Annotated in this window: 21 protein-coding genes and 1 tRNA gene; 13 read left to right on the top strand and 9 right to left on the bottom strand. The window is 32.6% G+C overall.

The window, feature by feature from the left end; genetic code table 11:
- Nucleotides 1–256: 256 nt before the first annotated feature.
- Both Q0975_RS03975 and rseP read right to left on the bottom strand, forming a co-directional pair.
- Nucleotides 257–330 (bottom strand) — tRNA-Asn (locus Q0975_RS03975).
- A gap of 89 nt (nucleotides 331–419) precedes the next feature.
- Nucleotides 420–1760 (bottom strand): RIP metalloprotease RseP, encoded by a 1341-nt coding sequence (gene rseP / locus Q0975_RS03970; RefSeq protein ID WP_299433400.1) that lies wholly within the window; start codon nucleotides 1758–1760, stop codon nucleotides 420–422.
- A gap of 157 nt (nucleotides 1761–1917) precedes the next feature.
- Here rseP and Q0975_RS03965 point away from each other — a divergent pair, with 157 nt between their 5' ends.
- Nucleotides 1918–2586, top strand: coding sequence for an SCO family protein (locus Q0975_RS03965; protein WP_299433397.1), 669 nt, complete (start codon nucleotides 1918–1920; stop codon nucleotides 2584–2586).
- A 63-nt stretch (nucleotides 2587–2649) separates the two neighbouring features.
- Here the strand turns inward: Q0975_RS03965 and Q0975_RS03960 are convergent, their stop codons facing one another.
- Together Q0975_RS03960 and Q0975_RS03955 are read right to left on the bottom strand one after the other, a co-directional pair.
- A complete protein-coding gene (locus Q0975_RS03960; RefSeq protein WP_299433394.1) occupies nucleotides 2650–4314 on the bottom strand; it encodes a hypothetical protein in 1665 nt (554 codons plus the stop codon).
- Nucleotides 4315–4355: 41 nt separating this feature from the next.
- Nucleotides 4356–4817, bottom strand: coding sequence for a hypothetical protein (locus tag Q0975_RS03955; protein ID WP_299433391.1), 462 nt, complete (start codon nucleotides 4815–4817; stop codon nucleotides 4356–4358).
- Between the two features lie 334 nt (nucleotides 4818–5151).
- Between Q0975_RS03955 and Q0975_RS03950 the strand changes: the two genes are divergently transcribed.
- Genes Q0975_RS03950 through Q0975_RS03940 form a run of 3 tightly spaced genes read left to right on the top strand, consistent with a single transcriptional unit; the run spans nucleotide 5152 to nucleotide 7682 of the window.
- Nucleotides 5152–5379 carry a FeoA family protein gene (locus tag Q0975_RS03950; protein ID WP_299433388.1) on the top strand — a complete coding sequence of 76 codons (228 nt, stop codon included), beginning with the start codon at nucleotides 5152–5154 and terminating at the stop codon, nucleotides 5377–5379.
- A gap of 14 nt (nucleotides 5380–5393) precedes the next feature.
- Complete coding sequence (gene feoB, locus Q0975_RS03945) at nucleotides 5394–7490, top strand: ferrous iron transport protein B (protein WP_299433385.1); 2097 nt, start codon at nucleotides 5394–5396, stop codon at nucleotides 7488–7490.
- 39 nt (nucleotides 7491–7529) lie between these two features.
- A complete protein-coding gene (locus Q0975_RS03940; protein ID WP_299433382.1) occupies nucleotides 7530–7682 on the top strand; it encodes a hypothetical protein in 153 nt (50 codons plus the stop codon).
- A gap of 235 nt (nucleotides 7683–7917) precedes the next feature.
- Here Q0975_RS03940 and Q0975_RS03935 read toward each other — a convergent pair whose 3' ends face one another.
- From Q0975_RS03935 to Q0975_RS03925, 3 genes are read right to left on the bottom strand one after another with little or no spacing between them, the layout of a single operon-like run.
- Entirely contained in the window at nucleotides 7918–8841 is a 924-nt protein-coding gene (locus tag Q0975_RS03935) for a DMT family transporter (protein ID WP_299433379.1), read from the bottom strand.
- A gap of 46 nt (nucleotides 8842–8887) precedes the next feature.
- On the bottom strand, nucleotides 8888–9304 hold the full coding sequence (locus Q0975_RS03930; RefSeq protein ID WP_299433376.1) for a hypothetical protein: 417 nt from the start codon (nucleotides 9302–9304) through the stop codon (nucleotides 8888–8890).
- Nucleotides 9305–9322: 18 nt separating this feature from the next.
- Nucleotides 9323–9841, bottom strand: a complete 519-nt coding sequence (locus Q0975_RS03925) for a GNAT family protein (protein WP_299433373.1) — start codon at nucleotides 9839–9841, stop codon at nucleotides 9323–9325.
- Between the two features lie 127 nt (nucleotides 9842–9968).
- On the opposite strand from Q0975_RS03925, the gene crtD reads away from it, so the two are divergent.
- From crtD to Q0975_RS03900, 5 genes are all read left to right on the top strand, one after another.
- Entirely contained in the window at nucleotides 9969–11450 is a 1482-nt protein-coding gene (crtD, locus tag Q0975_RS03920; protein WP_299433370.1) for a 1-hydroxycarotenoid 3,4-desaturase CrtD, read from the top strand.
- A gap of 3 nt (nucleotides 11451–11453) precedes the next feature.
- Nucleotides 11454–12080, top strand: a complete 627-nt coding sequence (locus Q0975_RS03915; protein ID WP_299433367.1) for a carotenoid biosynthesis protein — start codon at nucleotides 11454–11456, stop codon at nucleotides 12078–12080.
- The gene (locus Q0975_RS03910; RefSeq protein ID WP_299433365.1) at nucleotides 12081–13223 is read left to right on the top strand and encodes a lycopene cyclase family protein; all 1143 of its coding nucleotides are present in this window, start codon (nucleotides 12081–12083) and stop codon (nucleotides 13221–13223) included.
- 156 nt (nucleotides 13224–13379) lie between these two features.
- Complete coding sequence (locus Q0975_RS03905; RefSeq protein ID WP_299433362.1) at nucleotides 13380–16427, top strand: ankyrin repeat domain-containing protein; 3048 nt, start codon at nucleotides 13380–13382, stop codon at nucleotides 16425–16427.
- A gap of 126 nt (nucleotides 16428–16553) precedes the next feature.
- A complete protein-coding gene (locus tag Q0975_RS03900) occupies nucleotides 16554–16781 on the top strand; it encodes a hypothetical protein (protein ID WP_299433359.1) in 228 nt (75 codons plus the stop codon).
- A 51-nt stretch (nucleotides 16782–16832) separates the two neighbouring features.
- On the opposite strand, the gene Q0975_RS03895 is transcribed toward Q0975_RS03900, so the two are convergent.
- Together Q0975_RS03895 and Q0975_RS03890 are read right to left on the bottom strand one after the other, a co-directional pair.
- Entirely contained in the window at nucleotides 16833–17876 is a 1044-nt protein-coding gene (locus Q0975_RS03895; protein ID WP_299433356.1) for a transglutaminase-like domain-containing protein, read from the bottom strand.
- A 72-nt stretch (nucleotides 17877–17948) separates the two neighbouring features.
- The gene (locus Q0975_RS03890) at nucleotides 17949–18683 is read right to left on the bottom strand and encodes a TerB family tellurite resistance protein (protein ID WP_299433353.1); all 735 of its coding nucleotides are present in this window, start codon (nucleotides 18681–18683) and stop codon (nucleotides 17949–17951) included.
- A gap of 210 nt (nucleotides 18684–18893) precedes the next feature.
- Here Q0975_RS03890 and Q0975_RS03885 point away from each other — a divergent pair, with 210 nt between their 5' ends.
- From Q0975_RS03885 to Q0975_RS03870, 4 genes are all read left to right on the top strand, one after another.
- On the top strand, nucleotides 18894–19304 hold the full coding sequence (locus Q0975_RS03885) for a BrxA/BrxB family bacilliredoxin (RefSeq protein WP_299433350.1): 411 nt from the start codon (nucleotides 18894–18896) through the stop codon (nucleotides 19302–19304).
- 191 nt (nucleotides 19305–19495) lie between these two features.
- Entirely contained in the window at nucleotides 19496–20254 is a 759-nt protein-coding gene (locus Q0975_RS03880) for a lysophospholipid acyltransferase family protein (protein WP_299433347.1), read from the top strand.
- Nucleotides 20255–20265: 11 nt separating this feature from the next.
- A complete protein-coding gene (locus tag Q0975_RS03875) occupies nucleotides 20266–21267 on the top strand; it encodes an acyl-ACP desaturase (protein ID WP_299433344.1) in 1002 nt (333 codons plus the stop codon).
- Between the two features lie 13 nt (nucleotides 21268–21280).
- Nucleotides 21281–21934 carry an HD domain-containing protein gene (locus Q0975_RS03870; RefSeq protein WP_299434233.1) on the top strand — a complete coding sequence of 218 codons (654 nt, stop codon included), beginning with the start codon at nucleotides 21281–21283 and terminating at the stop codon, nucleotides 21932–21934.
- Nucleotides 21935–21998 lie beyond the last annotated feature (64 nt).

Here is a 21998-nt window from a genome sequence, read left to right as displayed (position 1 = left end):
AATATACAGGGTTCAAAAACCCCTATATGACATAAATTTAGCTTTTATTTCTATAATTATCATACAATTAGCGTTAAAATGAATGGCTATTGAAGAAACGAAATGATTCTATTTATGATGTAACTGGTAAGGATAACTATAAAGCATAGCTATGTAAGATGCCCTTCTAGTAGGTTTGGAAAGGAGAAGAATAAGCCATATAAAGATTGTGAAAAACAAAAAAGTCTTAACTTTAGTAAGTTAAGACTTAATTTTGCTCCTCCTCTTAGGCTCGAACTAAGGACCCTCTGATTAACAGTCAGATGCTCTAACCAACTGAGCTAAGGAGGAATTTATGTTTGCAAATATAGAAAGTTTTTCTCTTTTGCGAGTGCAAATATATATTATTTTTTGATACTCGAAAAGTTTTTTTCATTTTTTTAAAAATATTTTGAAATTGCTCTATAAATATCATTACCATTTGCGAAAAGTAACAATGCAATAAGAATAATGAAACCAACTAGTTGAGCATACTCCATGAATTTATCGTTAGGTTTTCTACCTGCAATAATTTCATACAATAAAAACATTACGTGTCCACCATCTAGTGCAGGAATCGGTAATATATTCATAAAGGCTAAAATAATAGAGATAAATGCTGTAGTACTCCAAAAAGCAGCCCAATCCCATACAGGAGGGAATAAATTACCAATGGCTCCAAAGCCTCCTACTTGCGTAGCTCCTTCTTTGGTAAATACATATTTAAACTGAGCTATATAATCGTGCAGTGTCCAATATCCAAAATTGAGACCTTCTGAAATACTAGCTCCGAAACTATAATCAACATTATTTAATTTTAGAGCTTCTTTATCAGTAGAGACCATTATTACACCAATCTTTTTGTCCTTGTCAAGAACCAAATCAAGTTCTTTTGCAATTCCGTTTCTTTCATAGGTTATAACAGCGGTACTATCATTTTTTCGATGATTATTAAGAGCATAAGCAAAATCCGTTTGGTAATTTATTGGCATACCACCGATTTTCAGAATTTTGTCAGTTTTTAAAAGCCCTGCTTTTTCCGCTGGTCCACCCTCAGTTATAGAATCTAACTTAAATGGATAGCGAAATGTAATTGCATTTGTTTGGCCAGATTTAAAAATCTCTGAACCAATATCTTCAGGAAGTTGAATTGTTTGAGTTTCTCCATTAGGATGTTTAACAGTAACGGACTTTACCTCACGGACCATCAAGTATCTCCCAATGTCCATGTCATCGAACATTTCTTCTCCATTTACAGTAATAAGTTTATCGCCTTGCTGGAACCCATAATTTTCTAAGGTTTTGGTGACTCCAAAACCATACTTAATGTCATTACCTTTTGAGTAATTTTGACCCCACGTAAAAATAATGCAGATATATATTAAGACTCCTAGAATAATATTAACAGTTACACCACCAACCATAATAATCAAGCGCTGCCAAGCGGGTTTAGATCTAAACTCCCAAGGTTGTGGAGGACCAGCCATTTGTTCCTTATCCATGCTCTCATCGATCATTCCGGAAATTTTCACATAACCACCTAAGGGTAACCATCCGATACCATATACTGTATCGCCTATTTTTTTCTTAAATAGTGAATATTTTACATCAAAAAATAGATAGAATTTTTCTACTCGGGTTTTAAATAACTTAGCTGGAATAAAATGTCCTAATTCATGAAGAACGATAAGGAAAGATAAACTCAACAACAGCTGAATTGCTTTTATAAAAAATGGACTCATATGGTCTTATTTCAAAATTAAATCACGCAAAAGTAACCTTTTAGAGTAGTTTATGAAAGAAATCTAGTATACAGATTAAGGTTTTAATATTTTTTTAGCGAAAACAGTAATTCTGTAAAAGATAATCCTCGTAATTTTGCAACTCTAAAATGTAAGTATGCTTCGATTCTTTGCTAAGTACAAATTCTTTGCCATAGTTTTATTTATACTATCAGCGATTATCATTTCTATTATTTATTCTATTTTAAAACCAAAGCGAATTCTTCAAATTTATGAGCCAGATATGGTGAATATAGAATTGGTTGACAGTACAGTGCAGCACGTTAGAAAATACCATAAAATAAACAATTTTAGTTTATTAAATCAGAATGGTAAAGAGATAACTCAGACTGATTATGAAAATAAGATTTATGTTGCAGATTTTTTCTTCACAACTTGTCAAACTATTTGCCCAATAATGACAGGGAATATGAAAAAAATTCAGGAAGAGTTAAAAAATGACCAAGAGGTTTTATTATTATCACATACTGTTATTCCTGAGACCGATAATGTACCGCAATTAAAAAAATATGCTGTTGAAAAAGGCGTGGATGATACGAAATGGAATTTAGTCACTGGTAATAAAAAGCATATTTATGATTTAGCAAGAAAATCCTATCTGGTTGCTAAAACAGATGGTGATGGAGGTCCTTATGATATGATCCATACAGAAAACTTTGTCTTAGTTGACAAAAAGAAACGTATTCGTGGTTTCTATGATGGGACAAAAGAAGAAGAGATAGATCGCTTGCTAGAAGATATTGAAGTGTTGAAGCTAGAAAAATAAAACTGCCACATATAACATCCAGGTGTTAGATGTGACAGCATATATAAATGGATATAATATCTATTAATCTTGAAGTGGACAATCCCCTGGGTTTTCTGCACATACGGCATCAATCCAGTTTTCAAATCCTTCATAAAATGTTTCGTTAAAGAATTCAATAAGTTCGTTGAAATCTACTTCCTCAAAAAGTTCATCTACGTCTAAAGGTTCCTGAGGTTTAATATTATAATTCAAAAACTCAATTTCAGAATTCTGTTCTAGTTCTATAACCAATTTAAGAGGTTGATTCATTACAGTTTCTGTTTGAGTTAATGGAAATGGGAACATCCAATTTTCATTTGCTTCAGAACACGCTCCAATCGCACCTGTTAATTCGATTCCACCAAGATAAGGAGTGTCACCAAATAGCGCTTGAATAGAAGTGTTTTCCGGAACATAGTTATATGGATGAGTATCTACTACTTGTCCGCCATTATCTAACCAAATAAAGCGTGATGCTTTGATAACCCTGATTCCGCAGAAGTTATTTGGAAAAATTACTTCTCCATCATATTCCGGAAGTACAGGCAAGAATTGAACAGGAAGTTTTATAGTAGGTTTGTTGTCAATAATATTGGTAAAATCTACTTCTATCCTGTAATTCTGCATTCCGAGAGTTCCGTATGAAAGATCAACATAATCCGGTAATTGAGGAAAATCATCAGGATTTGGTGTTTCATCACCATTTCCTCCTCCATCCCCATCATTCCCATCATCAATGACTACATCTTCTCGATCCATCATAAAATCAAATTGATCTTTACCCATTGCATTCTTCACACGCAGACGAAAAGAGGTATTCGTTTTTGTATTCCAGGAGTATGTATACACTTTGGTTGTATTAGCAGGAACTTCAAAACCTTCTGGATATAATCCGTTTGGATTTTTCATAGATTTCCATTTTCCACTAGCATAGTACTCAAAATATAATTCGGGACCCTTATAAGCATCACAAGGAGGGCTTTGACAGAATCCTCCGGATGTATTGGAGGCAATGTGATCATTGTTTCGATTCTGAACAGCTTTGCTACAAATTTTACCTTTCCACTTCTTAATACCACTCATTACGGCATGAAGTTTATATCTAGGTCCTTTGTTACAATAAGAACCTGGAACACTAGCACAATCGTTAACAAAACCAAAGTAATTGTCAGGAGTTTTGTCTAATGCTATAAATTCTGGAGTCCCTAAAAATCCATAAGCTATAGAACTAGTAAAGTCCTGATTTTTACAAGCAATTACGCGAGTAGGAATCCCTTCATCCGTTATAGGAAAATCCGAAGCAATTTCTCTTGCCCATCCTTGTTGTTGCAATTCATTTTTTTTAGAGGAAATATCTTCTTTTTTTCTTTCTAGAAAAGATGGAACTTTAGTACCTGGTTGTGAAAGTGCCCAAAAGGCTTCTTGGTCCGATAATTCTCGTCCTGCTATTTCCGTAATATTATTTAATATAGAACATTCATTACAATCACTTTCTTCCATGATAAAAGTTCCCTGAAGTTCTCCATCATCAATTTTATGAAAACGAACTATGTTTCCATTGGCTAAGGTAATCTTAGCTTCTGTATCTGAAATTTTTGATAACTGTTCAGGGCTATTGCTTTTTGATTCATCGAAATCGGTTTTTTCACATGCAAATAGAAGTATTGCAAAGGAATACATCCAAATGCTAATTTTAAATTTTTTCATTATTGTAAGGTTTTAATTAATTTAGAATGATAAGATTTATTTTACCACTTAGGCTCTAGACCAATGGTAAATGATGTTGGAGTACATCGAAAATAAGAAACAGGGATGCCATCTTTATTTGTATAACAAATCAGTTTTCCATCCCAACCATCAGGGCAAGAAATAGGTTTCCAAGGCGGTAAATTTTGTGAAGTAGGTATTACTAACTTATCAAATATCGTGAGGTTTTGATCCTTTTTTAGAATCTGAAAGCCAATAACTTTCCCTCTTCGAATACGTATAGATAAGACACTACCTGTTCGTTCGTTTTTTCCAACCAAATGGACACCATCCTTTTCTGGTTTTTCAATAGTATACTCATCGTATTTTTCAATTTTATTTAGTTTGTTATCCTCTAACAAAGAGAGATTTCCTTGTTCAATATCTTTTTTTTCGCAAGATGATATTGTAATAATCAAGCAAATAGTCATGGCCCTAAATAATAGGTTTCTTAAATTTTTCATCATTGTATGGTTTTATGAGTTATTATATACTTACTCTGTTCTAAGGCTTTTCGGTTTCCGCCTTTTTCTAAATTTAGATGAGGTGAAATTACAGGCCGAAGTATTGATGAATATCCTAAAATTTTGAAATTCAAAGATTCTGGACTGATTTTGGGTTGTTTACCCTATTATGAATAGGGTGATAAACTGTTATATTTGATACATATCATACCTGAGTGGAAAAAGTAAAGGCTGTTTTTTTAACTTGTTGTTATATGTTTTTCGAGAGGATAGTTTTTTCAGTACATATTTTTCCACTATTTTTGCCTTGTTTAAAATTAATCTAAATAAAGATTTGAAAATAACTATTGCAAATCTCAAACGAGGTCAGCGTGCTTTGATAAAAGAAATTACTTCAGATATTATTCCACTTAAGTTATTAGAAATGGGGTGTCTGCCTGGGAATGAAGTGCAGTTATTACAAACAGCGCCATTTCAGTGTCCTATGTACCTTACTATCAATGGAAGTTACCTCGCTATTCGTAAAGAAATTGCTTCACAAATTGAGATTGAAATTATTTAATAGGATTACTTTTTATGGCCAAGCAAATTAAAGTTTCACTTATCGGAAACCCAAATACAGGTAAAACATCTGTTTTTAATTTGTTAACTGGACTAAACCAACAGGTTGGTAACTATCCCGGAATTACGGTAGAAAAAAAAGAAGGGGTTTGTAAGCTGCCACGTGGTGTAAAAGCTCATATATTGGATTTGCCAGGAACCTATAGTCTTAATGCATCTTCATTAGACGAAAATGTAGTCATTGAAATTTTACTTAATAAAAAAGATAAAGATTTTCCTGATGTAGCGGTTGTGGTGAGTGATGTAGAGAATCTTAAAAGAAACCTGTTACTTTTTACTCAGATTAAGGATTTAGAGATTCCTACGATTTTAGTCATTAATATGGCAGATCGTATGAATAGAAAGGGGATTTCATTAAATATTCCTTTACTAGAGAGAGAATTGAATACCAAAATAGCTTTGGTAAGTGCAAGGAAAAATCAGGGTATTGATGAACTGAAAAAATTAATTCTTTCCTACACATCACTACCAACCAAACCTTGTGTTGATTCATTGACATTTGCTCCGGAATATTTTGAAAGGCTTAAAAAGGCATTTCCTAATCAATCTCTTTATAAGCTTTGGTTAGTGATTACTCAAGATGTGAACTTTAGAAAAGTTGATAAAAAGAAGCCTTCAGTAGCCCCAGATTTTGAGATTAAATCAGAAAGTGAGCTAAAGAGATTCCAGCAAAAGGAGGCGATCAAAAGGTATCAATTTATTAATGAAGTTCTTAAGAAAGGATTGATAGTTGATGAACAGGCAGCCACAGGAACGCGAGCAAGATTAGATAGAGTGTTAACCCATAAATTTTGGGGTTATTTTATATTTTTCGCTATATTATTGTTGATTTTTCAGGCAATTTATGATTGGTCATCGTATCCAATGGATTTAATAGATGAAGGTTTTGCTTGGTTAAGCGAAGCAACTAAATCAATTTTACCGTCAGGACCATTTGTAGATTTAATTACAGAAGGTATCATACCTGGATTAGGAGGGATCGTGATTTTTATACCTCAGATAGCATTTTTATTCCTTTTTATTTCTATTCTAGAAGAAAGTGGATACATGAGTCGTGTTGTTTTTCTGATGGACAGAGTAATGAGACGGTTTGGATTAAGCGGAAAGAGTGTAGTTCCCTTAGTTTCTGGAACGGCTTGTGCAATTCCGGCTGTAATGGCTACCCGAAATATTGAAAATTGGAAAGAACGCCTTATCACAATATTGGTGGTACCATTTACAACCTGCGCTGCTAGGCTACCAGTATATCTAATAATTATTGCTTTAGTAATACCTGATAAAAAGATTGGTTGGATATTCAGTTATCAAAGCCTTACATTAATGTTGTTGTATTTTATAGGATTTGGTACAGCTGTTGGATCTGCTTGGTTACTTAATAAAATCCTTAAGATTAAAAGCAAAACGTATTTTGTTATTGAGATGCCTGGTTATAAAATACCACTATTTAAAAATGTGGCGATTAATGTGGTAGAAAAGACAAAAGCATTTGTTTTTGGAGCAGGAAAAATAATTTTAGCAATTTCAATAGTTTTATGGGTTTTAGCAAGTTTTGGGCCTAATGAAAACTTTACGAATGCAGAAGAGATTGTCGCAGAGAAATATAGCGACCTTTCGCAGGAAGAATTGGACCAAAAAATAGCTTCACATAAATTAGAATACTCTTTTATCGGATACGCTGGTAAAGCTATTGAACCTGTTGTAGCTCCATTAGGATATGACTGGAAAATAGGGATTGGTCTTATCAGTTCATTTGCAGCAAGAGAAGTTTTTGTGGGAACATTAGCAACAATCTATAGTGTAGGTAGTGATGAAGAGGAAACTATTAAAAATAGAATGGCTGCAGAGGTGAATCCAGTTACAGGAGGACCCTTATTTAATTTAGCCAGTGGAATTTCATTATTACTGTTTTATGCTTTTGCTATGCAATGTATGAGTACTTTGGCTATTGTAAAAAGAGAAACTAATAGTTGGAGATGGCCAATGACCCAACTTATATTTATGAGTATCTTGGCATATGGAGTAGCTCTTATTGCATATCAAATTTTAAAATAATCGAAATTAATTTTAGTATCTTTATTCGACTAAACATATATGAATATTCTTGTCCAAAACATATTAGTACTTGTCATATTTGGAATTGCAGTGGGTTTTTTGATTAAAAAATTCTTTTGGAAACCTCAAGTTTCTTCTACAGACAAAAAACTACCTAGCTCTTGTGGTAAAGGAGGTTGTGGTTGTCACTAAAATAGTTGGATAATGACTACTGTAATTATTTTAATAGCATATTGGTTTGATTATAAATCAAATAAAAAACAGTTTGTTTCTGACCTAAAAGGGGGATTATTATTTCTTCTGTTATTATTGAGTACGTTTGCTCTATTATATTTTATACTAAACCTAGGGATTTTATATGCAATTTTAGCTATTGGAATAGTGATGCCAATAAGTTTATTCATTAAACATCTTTTAAAAAGGTAATCTATTTTTTTCGTGCCCACTTTAGAGAACCGTTACTACTAATCAAGTACACTCCAATAAAAATTAAAACGCAGCATAGTAGTTTTGAAACAGTAATATCTCCTTTATATTGACTATTAGCAATAAAATAAGCAATCCCGGCGACCAATAACATTGCCACAGCAGGCTGGACATAAATATAGCTGCTGGAAACTGTGGGCTTTACAAATTGCAAAGCAAACATGTTAAGTAGATATGCCAAGAACGTAGGTCCAATAATCACATAAAATAAAGAAATCCAATTAGAAGTTTCATAAGAGCCAAAATCAGTTTCCAATAATTGTCCAATACAAAAAGGAAACATAAAGATAAAACCAAAGAAGAAAGTCCATATAATAACGGTGATCGGCTTATATTTTGCCATTAGTGGTTTTACAAGAACCAAGTAGAAAGCAAATGCCAATGCATTAATACCAATAAATATATTTCCTAGTAAAGACCCTGTTCCCAAACCGGAATTTCCTAAATAAATCAACAAAACAGCGCCGCTACCACCAATACAGATACCAAAAATTCGTGGTAATGTTAGTGGTTCTTTTAATAAAAAATAACTAATAATTACCGTAAATATTGGCATTGCAGTAACAATAATTGCCGCATCTACTGGAGAGGTTAAACTCAGCCCATTCATAGAAAAGAATTGATTCGTGGCAACTCCCAAAAGTCCACAAAGAACTAATCTTGGAATATCTTCTTTCTGCACACGCTCTTTAATAAAAAACTTTAGAATAAAGAATAAAAGCCCAGCTCCGCTAATTCTAAGGAAAACTAAAGCCGAAGCACCTATTTTGTCAGGCATTAATCCTTTGGCAATAAGATAATTTGCTCCGTAGATCATATTAACACTTAACAATGCAATATGAGCTTTGGCTTTGTTAGAAATCATTTGGCAAAGAAACTAAATAAAGAAAGATTCATTGTTTTAGTAACATTTATTTAACTAGCAACTCTAGATAATAGTTAGCAGGATCTATTTTTTCTTCATTTAATGGGTGCGGACTTAAATTATATCCATGAATAGTTTTATCTCCAGATTTTAGTAGTTCCTTTGGATTATTGCTAGTAATCCCTTTTGCTCCGATAATGATTAGTTTTTCTTCTAAAAGAGTATCATTCTCATATATTCCAATTAAGACTTTTGCTTGTCCTTCCCATATACATGTAACATAAGTTGGGCAACGAGAATCTTCAATTACTTTTATGAATTGTATGCTTTTAGTTTCAAAATTAATTGTCTTGCCTATTTTAAGCTTAGTAACTATTTGTGGAGTTTTAGCCTTTTTTGTAGTATTTTGAGCCGTTATAAAAAAAGGGCTAAAAACTAAAAGCAAGTAGATGAATTGTTTCATTATCATTAAGTGTTTGTTTTATTCTTGGTTTTTGTTGATTATAAAATACCTATGTTCATCCAGAATGCTACCTTTCTTTATAATAGCTTTTTTAAATATACCCTCTTTACGATATCCATTTTTTTCTAGTGTTTTCATGGATGCGATATTATGTTGGAATACACCTGCATAAATTCGGATTAAATTTAGTTTTTCAAAACCATATTCGGTTATTAATTTTACAGCTTTTGTAGCAATTCCATGGCCCCAAAATGGTTCACCTATCCAATATCCTATTTCTGCAGATTTGTGGTAAATGTCATTTTGGATTATTAAACTGATCACGCCACAAAATTCATCTTTGTATATGATACCAAAACTTTGTTGCGGGTCTTGTGTTTTTGTTTGTTTAATAAAGAATTCTGCATCACTTTCGTGGTAAGGGAAAGGAATATAGTCTCTTAAGTTATTCCAGATATTCTCATTATTAGCAAGTTTAGCTAATCGAGATTTGTCGGATAGTTTTAGTGCTCTTATTTGGGTTTTTTGATCTTTCAAATTGATAAATCTATTTAATACTACTAGATCTGTATGTATTTAAAATTAAAGATAGATAAAAAACTATATCAAATTATAGAAAATACGATCACTTTCTGATTTTTCATAATATCTTTATGCCTACAATATGTCTAATAAGAAAGTAATAATTATAGGATCTGGTATTGCAGGGTTAGCTACTGCAATTCGTTTAAGGAATCAAAATTTTGATGTAACTGTTTATGAAGCTAATTCCTATCCCGGAGGTAAATTAGCCGAAATTCGTCAAAAAGGTTATCGGTTTGATTGTGGACCTTCATTGTTTACGATGCCGCAATTTGTGGAAGAATTGTTTGCTATTTCTAATAGGAAAGTTTCAGATTACTTTGAGTATTCAAAAAAAGAAGAGGTCTGCAACTATTTCTATGAAGATGGAACACGATTTGTCGCATTAGCGGATACTAAAGAATTTGCAAAAGAGGCAGAGAAGGTATTTGATGTAAAAGGCACTGAAATCCTTCAATATTTTAAACGAAGCAAACTCAAATATGATTTAACAGCTTCCTTATTTCTGGAAAAATCCCTACATAAGCTATCCACATATCTATCCTTTGATACCATAAAGGCTATTACACGAATTAGTAGTTTAGGGATTAATACGAATTTACATAAATTGAATTATAGACAATTTAAGGACCCAAAATTAGTTCAGTTTTTTGATCGATTTGCAACATATAATGGTTCTTCTCCTTACCTCACACCAGGTATTATGTCAATGATTCCACATTTAGAACAATATTATGGAACGTTTTTTCCGAAAGGTGGAATGTATAGTATTACCAAAAGTATGTATCAATTAGCATTGGATCTTGGTGTTACTTTTCATTTAGAATCGAAGGTAGATAAAATAGTAGTAGCAAATAAAAAGGCAATTGGAGTTTTAGTGAATGGTGATCATATAGCATCCGACATCATAATATCAAATATGGATGTGGTTCCAACATATCAAAAATTACTACCTGATCAAAAATCTCCAGAAAAAACTTTAAAACAGCTCAGATCAAGTTCAGCCCTAATTTTTTATTGGGGAATCAAAAAACAGTTCCAGGAGCTGGATTTACATAACATCTTTTTCTCAAAAAACTATGAAGAAGAATTCAGGTATATTTTTGAAAAGAAACAGGTTTCTGCAGATCCAACTATTTATGTCAATATCACAGCTAAAAATGAGTCGAATGATGCTCCAGAAGGATGTGAAAATTGGTTTGTTATGATCAATGTACCGGGTAATGAAGGGCAAGAATGGGATGAAATAATAAATCAATCCCGAAAAAATATTGTGGACAAGTTATCACGATTATTGAATGTTAATATCCAGGAATTGATCGAAACAGAAGAAATTCTGGATCCCAGAAGTATCGAAAGTAAAACACAATCTTATCAAGGATCATTATATGGTTCTAGTAGTAATAATAAATACGCTGCTTTCTTGCGACACCCTAATTTTTCAAAAAGAATTGAGAATCTTTATTTCTGTGGAGGTAGTGTTCATCCAGGTGGTGGCATTCCATTATGTTTGCTGTCAGGGAAAATAGTTTCTGAATTAATTGAGAAAGATTATAAAGCCTAAAATATGCGTCCAGAAAGAAAGCTGCTCATTTCTATTATAGTAATTTGGTTATTCAATATTTCGGGAATCATCGGTATTCTTATTGGGAATGAGGATTGGTTCTTAGGGCTAACACCAATTAATTTATCGATATATCTGATTTTGATTCTTTGGAATTCTAAAATCAATCAACTCCTGATTTTGGGATTATTAATTCCTTTTTTTATCGGGATGATCGTAGAATATTTAGGAGTGAATTATGGATTGATTTTTGGTGATTATGAGTATGGTGAAAATTTGGGAATTAAAATCTTTGGTGTTCCATGGATAATAGGGGTAAATTGGGGGTTATTGGTTTATTGTACTTCGGCAATTTCTAAAAAGATACATCATAATGTCATAATTTCCTCGTTTATTGGAGCTGTTTTGATGGTTGCATTAGATGTTATTATCGAGGTTTCTGCACCTAGGTTTGATTTTTGGGAGTTTAAGGATGGAGTAGTTCCATTGCAAAACTATGTTGGATGGATAGTGACTGCGTTTATTGCACATCTTTTATTTCAAAAAGTGTATAAAACCTTGCAATACACCATATCGATTCATATTTTCATTGCTATATTTATCTTTTTTACCACATTTTTATTCTTTTAGATGCAGAAATATGATTATATCATTACAGGTACAGGAGCATCAGGTTTGATGTTGGCATATCATATGGTGATAGATCCTTTTTTTGATAAGAAACAGATACTCTTAATTGATAAAGAAATAAAAAACAAAAACGATCGTACCTGGTGTTTTTGGGAAGAAGGAAAGGGAGTTTGGGACACTGTAGTTTCTAAAAAATGGAATCATATTTTTTTTGGTAGTCAGAGCTTTTCTGACACTATAGATATTTCTCCATATCAATACAAACTGATTCGAAGTAAAGATTTTTATGAGTTTATTTTTGCTCGTTTACAAGAAAAATCAAATATCACTATCGTACAAGAAAATCTAATTGGCTTTGTTGATGAAGGCGATATTGTAGAAGTAGAAACAGATCAAAGAATATATCTTGGAGATAAAATTTTTAATAGTGTATTGTTGTCAAAGGAGTTTAAAACCCAGCAAAAGTATCCACTGTTAAATCAACATTTTATTGGTTGGTTCATAAAAAGTGAAACGCCGATTTTTGAAAAGGAAACTGCCACTTTTATGGATTTCACAGTTGATCAGTTGGGGAATACACGCTTTATGTATCTTTTACCAACTTCAGAAACTGAAGCCTTGTTTGAGTATACATTATTCTCTAAAGATCTTCTTTCTAAATCAGAATATGAAAAGGGAATTAAAGCATATTTAGATTCTAAAGGAATCAAAGAGTACCAAATTACGGAAAAAGAAAAAGGTTGTATCCCAATGACCTGTTATGAGTTCAGAAAGCAAAATTCTAAGAATATACTTCATATAGGAACTGCTGGTGGATGGACAAAACCAAGTACTGGTTTTACATTTCATAATTCGGACAAAAGGGTAGGAAAGCTTGTTAAGTTTCTTAAGAAAAATAATGACCTATCAAAATTCGAAAAGCGAAACAAATTTTGGTATTATGATCTGCTACTTCTAGATCTTTTGTCCAAAGAAAATCAACATGGAGCTGCATTGTTTTCAAGATTATTCAGGAGAAATAAAACTATCAAAATTCTTAGGTTTTTAGATGAAGAAACATCTTTCATTGAAGATGTTAGGATTATGTCGACCATGCCCATAAAAAAATTCTTAAAGATGATTTGGGAACGTGTTTTAAAATAGAATGAAAGGTTTATTGAATTTATCTGGTTTTGTTACTTCACAGACTCTAAGATTTGAATTATCACGGTTTTCAGTGAATAAAGTTTAGGGATAAAAAAATACTTTTGAGGTGTCGATATGTTATTCCATGAGACATTCATAAAAATACAAACATCAATGAATCTTTTAGAAAAATACCTTGTTCTTAAAAAAAATAACAATACCCAATTTTGTCTTATCACGACAAAAAAGACTACTTGTATTATCATAAATGGAGAATCGGTACAAACAGCAACAATTGAGATAAAGCATTTCGATGATATCGAAACATCGCAGAAAGAAGCAGATAATCTTATTCTTGCTACATTAGAGCAAGGCTATGAAGAAGATAAACAACCAGATGAATTTTCTGTTTTTTCTATAGCCTTGGAACAATTAAAAACAGAAGATGTAAAGGAGTTTGAGAATAGACTTCTTATCTTAAAGACACTCGTAGATGTTTATTACAGTGGAGATAAACATCCTTTTGTTCAATTTCTAGGGGTACCGATGAAAGATGAAGAATTGGGTGCGACTCCCATATTGGACGAATATATTCAGAAACATATAAATAAACTTTCATCTTCGTCATTGGTATATGTCTTTCAGATGACATTGCAGAACATATACTTTAATTTTAAAGCTACAGCTTTTGTAGTAGAAGAAATCATTAAAAGAAAAGATCTAGAGGCACAACTTGCCATAGTAGATCAGTTTTATGAAGCTTGTGAATATTACGATTCGGGTCATCGATCTTGGAGTAGTACTAATCAGGATGAATTAATTGATACTTACTTTCCAGAATTTGAGTCAGAAGCATTACTGAAATTATTAGAACAAGCTTCTGGTGATATGCTCAATAGTGATGGAGGAGATTGCATGGATGATCTTTTTGTGGCTGCAATCAATAATTCTAATGATAATAATCTTCAGCAAAAGTTATTAGATGTTCTGGAAGCTTATAAAATAGAATATGAAGAAGAAGGATATGTAGAAGAGGACTATTTCGATAGTATATTAGAAGCAATATTAGAATCCGCTCCAACCAATGTAATTCAAGGTGTTGAGAATATAAAAGAAAATAAACAGAAAAGAGAGGCATTACTAAAAGCAATCGAAGAGCTTAATTCTTTAAAGATCAAAAAGCTGCTGAATCAAGGAGCAAAATTTGATGATCGCCTTATAGAAAAGGCACTTGAAGACACCTTAGAAAAGAAAGATCTATCCATTATCAAATTATTTAAAAGCAAAGGAATCAAATTTAACATAGAAGCCTTGTTTCAGAACCCAAAAGAACATACCGATTTATTACTTGAAAGTATCGAATCTGATATAATAGATGTTAATTATACAAACAAAGAATCAAATAAAAATCTATTGTTTTTTGTATCTGAAAACAAAATACTTTTAGAAGCATTATTAAAAAAAGGAGTAGATGTAAATCATAGAGATTCTGCAGGGGAAACTATTCTTAGAAGAGTATGTTCTTATGCAAAGGGCGAGAATCAAAAGTATATTGATCTTGTAAAATTACTTTTAGAACATAAAGCCAATCCTAACCTTGGCGCTACCATAGAAGGAAGGGAAAATGGAATAGGACCACTTCATCATTCAATAAAAAATGAAGCTATTGAGATCACAAAACTACTTATAAATGCTTTGGCAGATGTTAATGGGATGCCAGAGAATGGCAAAAACCCTCTGATGCTTGCGCATCAAACTGGTAATGATGAATTGATTAATGTATTGACCGAGGCTCAGGCAACAGCTCCCGAAAAAGAGCTTCTTAAAATTAAATTTATGAGATGCGCCTCTCAACAGGAATGGGATCAGCTTCTGGAAATGGAGGAAGAGATTGTTTCAGAATATTCTGATGAGTTTACGATTAATCTAAATTTGGCGCAGGCATATTATCTCTCTAGAAGAGATTATACAAAAGCCGCTAATTATGCAGAGCGTACATTATTATTAGAAGTTAATAATAAGTCCTTAAATATTCTTTTTATGAGCCTGATTAGACTAGGAAAGGCTCAGCAAACTATTGATATTTTCCTAGAGCATAAGGCAAATTTTAATCCCGAAAGAGCATTATCAGATAATATTATAGCGAATCTTATTGTGGCTTATTGTGCCAGTAATCAATTAAAGGAAGGTATTGAAGTCTTGTGTCCTTATTTTGGTAAAATCGATGAATCCAGACATGAAAAAGGGGTCATGAATTTTAATATCGCTTGTATGTATGCCTTGGCAAATGATATTCATGAAATGTTACCATTTGTCATAAATGCATTAGAACGAAAATATACCAAAGATGATTTCCTTAACGAAAGTGATTTTGCTGCGTATCATACAGATGAATTATTTCTGTTTATAGTAGATCAAGACCATAAGAGTACCATAGAATTAGAAGAATATACGGAGAATGCTGAGACGAACACCTTTAAAAAACTAAGCGTAAAAGCCTTTTATAATACAGGAACATTTTCTTTTGAAGATGACGAGCATGAATTCACTTATGAAACAGGCACAATTGGCGAAGAAGGAATAATTCAAGAACGGTTATATTCCTCTAAGGCACAAGCGTTGACTATGTATTTCAAGAAATTAAAAAAAATGCATCTCGAAGATAAAAGCATGTATTTTATATTGAAAGAAGATACTTCCTTAGATTCAGAAATAAAGGTGAATGCTCCTAAAGATATATCAAGTGAATTAGATTTCTTGTCGGGGACTAAAATTACAGTGCCGGTAGATACTCCAATGGTTTTTACTACCAATGCAAAAACCGGGGATACGATACTTGATTTTAATAAGGGTAAAATCCCTGTAATGTCTGGAAGGTTTATTGAGTTGCTTAAAGGAGCTGGTGTGGAATCAATGCAAACCTATCCTGTGATTATTAAAAGTAAAAAAGACGAAACTGAATGGGAGGGTTATTTTGCGGTAAACCTTTTAGATATAATTGCTTGTGGCGCTTTTCCTAAATCTATTTTTCGTGAAAATGGTCCAAAATATTGGAACCGTTGTGAACTCGCCATAGATGCAGAGAAAGCAGACGGAGCACTATTATTTCGTTTGCAAGAGCATTTACCAACCATACTATTTCATAGAAGTGTTGGTAAATATATTGTAGACAATGATCCGAATGATGAGATTACTTGGGAAGGTGACAACATAATTCAATAAAACTGGATGGTTATTATCTAAGTACTTCTCCCTATAAAGACACAAATATAATGGTGCAGCGGAAGAACAATCAGAAGGCATGTCTAAAAAACAATGATTAATTGATAAGTAACTAAATTGTATTTTATGTCGAGACAGGAGATTATTGATGACTTACAAATTCAATTGGGATATTGTGCAGAAAGATATCGAGCAGCGCCTGATGGAACAGAAGAACATAGAGCATCTATACGTGAATATCATAGGGTTTTTAAAGAACTTATAAGTATTACTGGAACCATCATTGGATTAGATCCAGACTCAGAGCTTCCGGATATGGATATGCCTAAAGATTATGTAGATTTCTGGTTATAATAAATCTCTAAAAAAATGACAAAGACAATGATTGTTTTAATAGAATCTTCACTATTTGATTTTAAAACCCACCATTGGGATTTCATTTATAATCAGAATAAGTTCTTTGGCATTGGGAATGTCAGTTAAGTCAATTTTAAATCCAACTTTTCCATCGTCATAGGTTATTTTTCCTTGATAGCTGTATTGTTTGTTATTTATCAAATATATAATAGAATACACCTGTTGATCATATGATATAACAAATTCCTGAATGGCATTATCTTCTTTCTTAATAACTCCATCCGAAGGAGTTATTAAAATAAAATCCTGAGATTTTTTATGATTATAGAATAGTGGAGCATCAGTAAAAGCTTTTTTACTAATTTGTTCTTGTAGCAAACTATTTTCATAAAAATCTGGATAGTGCTCTTTTATAAATGCTTTAGGAGATGTTCCGAAATAAAAATAATTAGGTTCGTCAATGAATTCTTTAGTGTCAATATCATAATAACCGGTGCTTCCCCAAGTAGCATCGATTAAATATTTTTTGAAATCAATTTCAATAATATTCCAGGCGTGATCAATTCGATATTCTTTTCCGATATGATTAATTTGATTTTTAGCTTTCCCTAAGACATAAAAGCAAGTTATTTTAAGATGATCACATACTTCCTTAAATAGTTGCGTGTATCCTTCACAAACAGCAACTCCATTTGAGATAACTCGTTTGGAAATTTTTTCCCTGTATTTTTTCTCAGTTTTTAAATGTTTTTTGGATCCTGATTTTGTTTTGTCATAATCCATATAATTAGTAGAACGAAAACTAGGGAAAGGATTATGTCTTACTGATTTATAAGAATTAGCATAATCAGTATAGTATTTTCCGGATTCTTTATAATCGTAGGATATGTTTTTTGTTATCCAGGAATATAACGCTTTGGCTTTATCTAATTCAGAATCAAAATCCTTCGAAATTTGATCTGCAAGTTTTTTTGTAGTCTTAAAGTTTTTGGGATACAGATGCACGATAGCGTTTATGCTGTCAAAATCTTGACCATTGGATTGGTAAAAGGATAATAGGCCAATTAAAATAAATAGTATTAGCTTATTCATGTATTGTTTAAGCATCAATTATTAAACCAAAGGACCTACAAATAACGATTTTATTTTTACATGGGCTACTATCTATGCTATTCCACGTTCTTTTTGGATTTGCTCGTATGCTTTTTGTACTTCCTTAAACTTCTCTTCAGCTCCTTTAATATGTACTGGATCCATATGCTGTACTTTATCCGGATGATACTTTTTGACCATAGTTCGGTATGCCTTTTTAACTTCGGCATCTGTTGCAGTTTTTTCTATTTCAAGGATTTTATAAGAATGATCTCCAGTTTTGAAGAACATTGCTTTGATGCTTTCAAAATCACTAAAATTAACACGCATAAATCCAGCCATTTTTTGAATTTCTAAGGCTTCAGCTTCACTTACATTTCCATCTGCATTAGCTATTCCAAACAAAAAATGAAGAATCTGTAGCCGAGCCGCATATCGAGTGCGTTGTGTAAGAAACATACAAATACGTTGAGAAGAGATTTCTCTATTTTTAATAATCTCATTAAACGTTCTAAAAGTGGCGTTGGCACGTTCTTTTCCGTAAGCGCTTACAAAATACTGACGAACATAATCTAATTCGGTTTGGTTAACACTACCATCTGCCTTTATTACGATGGAAGAAAGGGAGAGTAAATTTAATTCAAAATCTCCAGGGCTTACTTGTTTTTCTTGAGTGAATACTTGCGTAAACCCACCACTTCCTTTGGTTCTAGTGGCATCTAATAAGCTGCCAAGTATAAAACCTAATATTGCACCGGGGAATCTGAAAAATACACCTCCTAATAAAGCGGCAATCCATTTAATCATTCATAGTCAATTTTGAGGGTGTAAAGATAATTGAATTATTTACACGATTCTGAGTATATTTTATTAGTAACACAATTATGAATTTCGTTACCGAAAATTAATTTCTTAGATAGTAATGAAGATCTTTTACGACTACTTGGCAGTCATATGAATATGGTACATTATTTGTATCTTTGTACGAAAGTTTTAAATAAAAAATAGTTAAGAAATATGTATCCAGCAGATTTAGTAAAGCCAATGCGTGAGGACCTAACAAATATAGGTTTTGATGAATTACAAACAGCAGCAGATGTAGAAGCAGCTATAGAAAAAGAAGGAACTACTTTGGTAGTTGTAAATTCAGTTTGTGGTTGTGCAGCGGCTAACGCAAGACCAGGAGCAAAAGCTTCTTTGGCAAATGATAAAAAACCAGATAACTTAGTAACAGTTTTTGCAGGAGTAGATCGTGAAGCAACGGATAAAGCACGTGGATTTATGGTGCCATTTCCTCCTTCCTCTCCATCAATGGCTTTATTTAAGAACGGAGAATTAGTACATATGCTAGAGCGTCATCATATTGAAGGGAGACCAGCAGATATGATAGCAGAAAATCTTAAGGATGCTTATAATGAGCATTGTTAGGAATTAGCTTACCCGTTTATGATATATTTAAAACCGTCTGCAATCGCAGACGGTTTTTGTTTTAGTTTAATTTGTGTGTTAAGATTTGTTCCCTAATGTCTTAGGTGTTGTAATTTTATAGGCTAAACAATTGGCTAACTAAAAATAATATCAGACCTTGCACAACAATAACACAAGTAAAAAATTATTAATTGCTAAGAGAAGGTATGGGGGCTTTAAAAAGGATAATTTCATATCCGCTTTCGATAGTTTTCTATTTATTTTTTGGGCTAACACTGTTGATTTTTCATCCATTACAGTGGCTAGGAGTCAAATTAGGAGGAGCAAAAGGACATAGAGGTATGATTAACCTTATGAACCTTTGTTTATTACGTTGTTTGCATGTTTTAGGAGTAACCATAAGTTTTAAAAATAATTATACGTTACCCAAAGATCGTTCATTGATTATTGTATCTAATCATCAAAGTATGTTTGATGTCCCGCTTATATCTTGGTATTTGCATACTCATAAACCAAAATTCATTTCAAAAATTGAATTAGGCAAGGGAATTCCAAGTATATCTTTTAATTTACGAAATGGAGGACATGCATTAATTGATCGAAAGAATGCAAAACAATCTATACCTGAAATTTCTAAATTTGGAAAATTCATTGCTAAAAATAAGTTTTCGGCAGTAATTTATCCTGAAGGCACAAGAAGTAGAGATGGAAAACCAAAGCAATTTGCACCTACAGGACTTAAAATATTGCTTAAAAATGCTCCAGAAGCTTTAGTGGTTCCGGTTACTATAAATAATAGTTGGAAATTGGTGCGATTTGGAAATTTCCCAATGGGAGTAGGAATACATCTTACTTTGGAAGTGCAAGAACCTATAGAAAGAAACGGTATAGAAACAGAAGAATTACTAGATATTACAGAAAAGAGAGTGATCTCTACTATTAAAACGTAAACTAAATAGTCATGGCTATAGATAATATTAGATTAGAGGTAATGCAATTACTGGAAAAGAAAATTGAATCTTATATTGATAGATTTCTGATTCCAATTGATAAAGTATGGCAACCCACTGACTTTTTACCTGATTCACAGAATGATGATACTTTCTTTGATGAGGTTAAAGAATTGAGGGAATTAGCTAAGGAGCTTCCATATGACTTCTGGGTGGTTCTAGTTGGAGATACTATTACAGAAGAAGCACTACCAACCTATGAATCTTGGTTAATGGATGTTGAGGGAGTAAATCAACACGAAGGTGAAGGAGGAAATGGCTGGTCTAGATGGGTTCGTTATTGGACTAGTGAAGAAAACCGACATGGAGATACTTTAAATAAGTACTTGTATTTATCAGGAAGAGTAAATATGATTGAAGTAGAACGTACTACGCAGCATCTGATTAATGACGGTTTTGATATTGGAACAGATCGTGATCCTTATAAGAATTTCATATATACTAGTTTTCAGGAATTAGCAACTAATATTTCTCATAGTAGAGTTGCGAAGTTAGCTAAAGGATATTCGAATAAATCACTTGCCAAAATGTGTAAAATTATAGCTGGTGATGAAATGCGTCATTTCAATGCATATAGTGAGTTTGTGAAAAATATTTTCGAGGTCGATCCAAGTCAGATGATGGTAGCCTTTAGTGATATGATGAAACATAAAATAGTGATGCCAGCAGTCTTTCTAAGAGAATCTGGAAATACTATTGGTAGTGCTTTCGAAGAATTTTCTAATGCGGCACAGCGATTAGGAGTATATACTGCGCAGGATTATATAGATATTATGCAGCGTCTGATTGATAAGTGGGAAATAGATAAACTTGTAGATCTTACTGATGAAGCTGAAAAAGCACGTGATTTTGTAATGAGATTACCAGCGAGGATGCAACGTATTAGTGAGCGGTTGGTAATTCCAGAAGAGGTTTTTGAATTCAAATGGGTACAACCTGCTCTAATTAAATAGATAGTCAATGCGTATGACAGAAGATCAAGTTATAAATAAAACTATAGACTTCGTAAAAAATACGTTAAAGGGCGCTGAAGGAGGACATGATTGGTTTCATATTGAAAGAGTATATAATAATGCTAAGCTCATAGCAAAAGATGAAAATGTAGATCATTTTATTGTTTCTCTTGGAGCATTACTTCATGACATTGCTGATTCTAAATTTCATAATGGAGACGAAACCGTAGGTCCTAAAGTAGCTAGTGATTTTTTGGAAAGTTTGGAAGTGGAAAAGGATATAATCGACCATGTAATTCTTATTATCGAAAATATCTCTTTTAAAGGAGGAAATACTATCCAAAAGTTTACTTCTCCCGAATTGGATGTTATACAAGATGCAGATCGTTTGGATGCTATAGGCGCTATTGGAATTGCTAGATGTTTTAATTACGGAGGATTTAAGAATAGAGCTTTGTATGATCCCGCAATACTACCTAATCTGAATATGACAAAAGAAGCATATAAAAACTCTACTGCTCCTACGATTAATCATTTCTACGAAAAACTATTATTACTTAAAGACAGAATGAATACTGATGCAGGTAAAAGGATTGCAGAAGACAGGCATCTTTTTATGGAAACATTTTTAAAACAGTTTTATAAAGAATGGGAAGGTAGACATTGATGAACTGCCTACCTATTATTGAATTCCAATCTGTTCGTTTTTTGATGTAATTTGATTGTTCGTT

It is taken from the genome of uncultured Aquimarina sp. (assembly GCF_947500065.1).
Taxonomy (GTDB): Bacteria; Bacteroidota; Bacteroidia; order Flavobacteriales; family Flavobacteriaceae; genus Aquimarina.
The sequence above is the reverse complement of the archived record's forward strand: the minus strand, read 5'-3'. Positions and strand labels throughout refer to the sequence as shown.

Bases quoted from the DNA above. Each gene is read 5' to 3' on its own strand.
- rseP (WP_299433400.1), bottom strand. From the start codon at position 1,760: ATGAGTCCATTTTTTATAAAAGCAATTCAGCTGTTGTTGAGTTTATCT.
- Q0975_RS03965 (WP_299433397.1), top strand. From the start codon at position 1,918: ATGCTTCGATTCTTTGCTAAGTACAAATTCTTTGCCATAGTTTTATTT.
- Q0975_RS03960 (WP_299433394.1), bottom strand. From the start codon at position 4,314: ATGAAAAAATTTAAAATTAGCATTTGGATGTATTCCTTTGCAATACTT.
- Q0975_RS03955 (WP_299433391.1), bottom strand. From the start codon at position 4,817: ATGAAAAATTTAAGAAACCTATTATTTAGGGCCATGACTATTTGCTTG.
- feoB (WP_299433385.1), top strand. From the start codon at position 5,394: ATGGCCAAGCAAATTAAAGTTTCACTTATCGGAAACCCAAATACAGGT.
- Q0975_RS03940 (WP_299433382.1), top strand. From the start codon at position 7,530: ATGAATATTCTTGTCCAAAACATATTAGTACTTGTCATATTTGGAATT.
- Q0975_RS03935 (WP_299433379.1), bottom strand. From the start codon at position 8,841: ATGATTTCTAACAAAGCCAAAGCTCATATTGCATTGTTAAGTGTTAAT.
- Q0975_RS03930 (WP_299433376.1), bottom strand. From the start codon at position 9,304: ATGAAACAATTCATCTACTTGCTTTTAGTTTTTAGCCCTTTTTTTATA.
- crtD (WP_299433370.1), top strand. From the start codon at position 9,969: ATGTCTAATAAGAAAGTAATAATTATAGGATCTGGTATTGCAGGGTTA.
- Q0975_RS03915 (WP_299433367.1), top strand. From the start codon at position 11,454: ATGCGTCCAGAAAGAAAGCTGCTCATTTCTATTATAGTAATTTGGTTA.
- Q0975_RS03910 (WP_299433365.1), top strand. From the start codon at position 12,081: ATGCAGAAATATGATTATATCATTACAGGTACAGGAGCATCAGGTTTG.
- Q0975_RS03905 (WP_299433362.1), top strand. From the start codon at position 13,380: ATGAATCTTTTAGAAAAATACCTTGTTCTTAAAAAAAATAACAATACC.
- Q0975_RS03900 (WP_299433359.1), top strand. From the start codon at position 16,554: ATGTCGAGACAGGAGATTATTGATGACTTACAAATTCAATTGGGATAT.
- Q0975_RS03895 (WP_299433356.1), bottom strand. From the start codon at position 17,876: ATGAATAAGCTAATACTATTTATTTTAATTGGCCTATTATCCTTTTAC.
- Q0975_RS03890 (WP_299433353.1), bottom strand. From the start codon at position 18,683: ATGATTAAATGGATTGCCGCTTTATTAGGAGGTGTATTTTTCAGATTC.
- Q0975_RS03885 (WP_299433350.1), top strand. From the start codon at position 18,894: ATGTATCCAGCAGATTTAGTAAAGCCAATGCGTGAGGACCTAACAAAT.
- Q0975_RS03875 (WP_299433344.1), top strand. From the start codon at position 20,266: ATGGCTATAGATAATATTAGATTAGAGGTAATGCAATTACTGGAAAAG.
- Q0975_RS03870 (WP_299434233.1), top strand. From the start codon at position 21,281: ATGACAGAAGATCAAGTTATAAATAAAACTATAGACTTCGTAAAAAAT.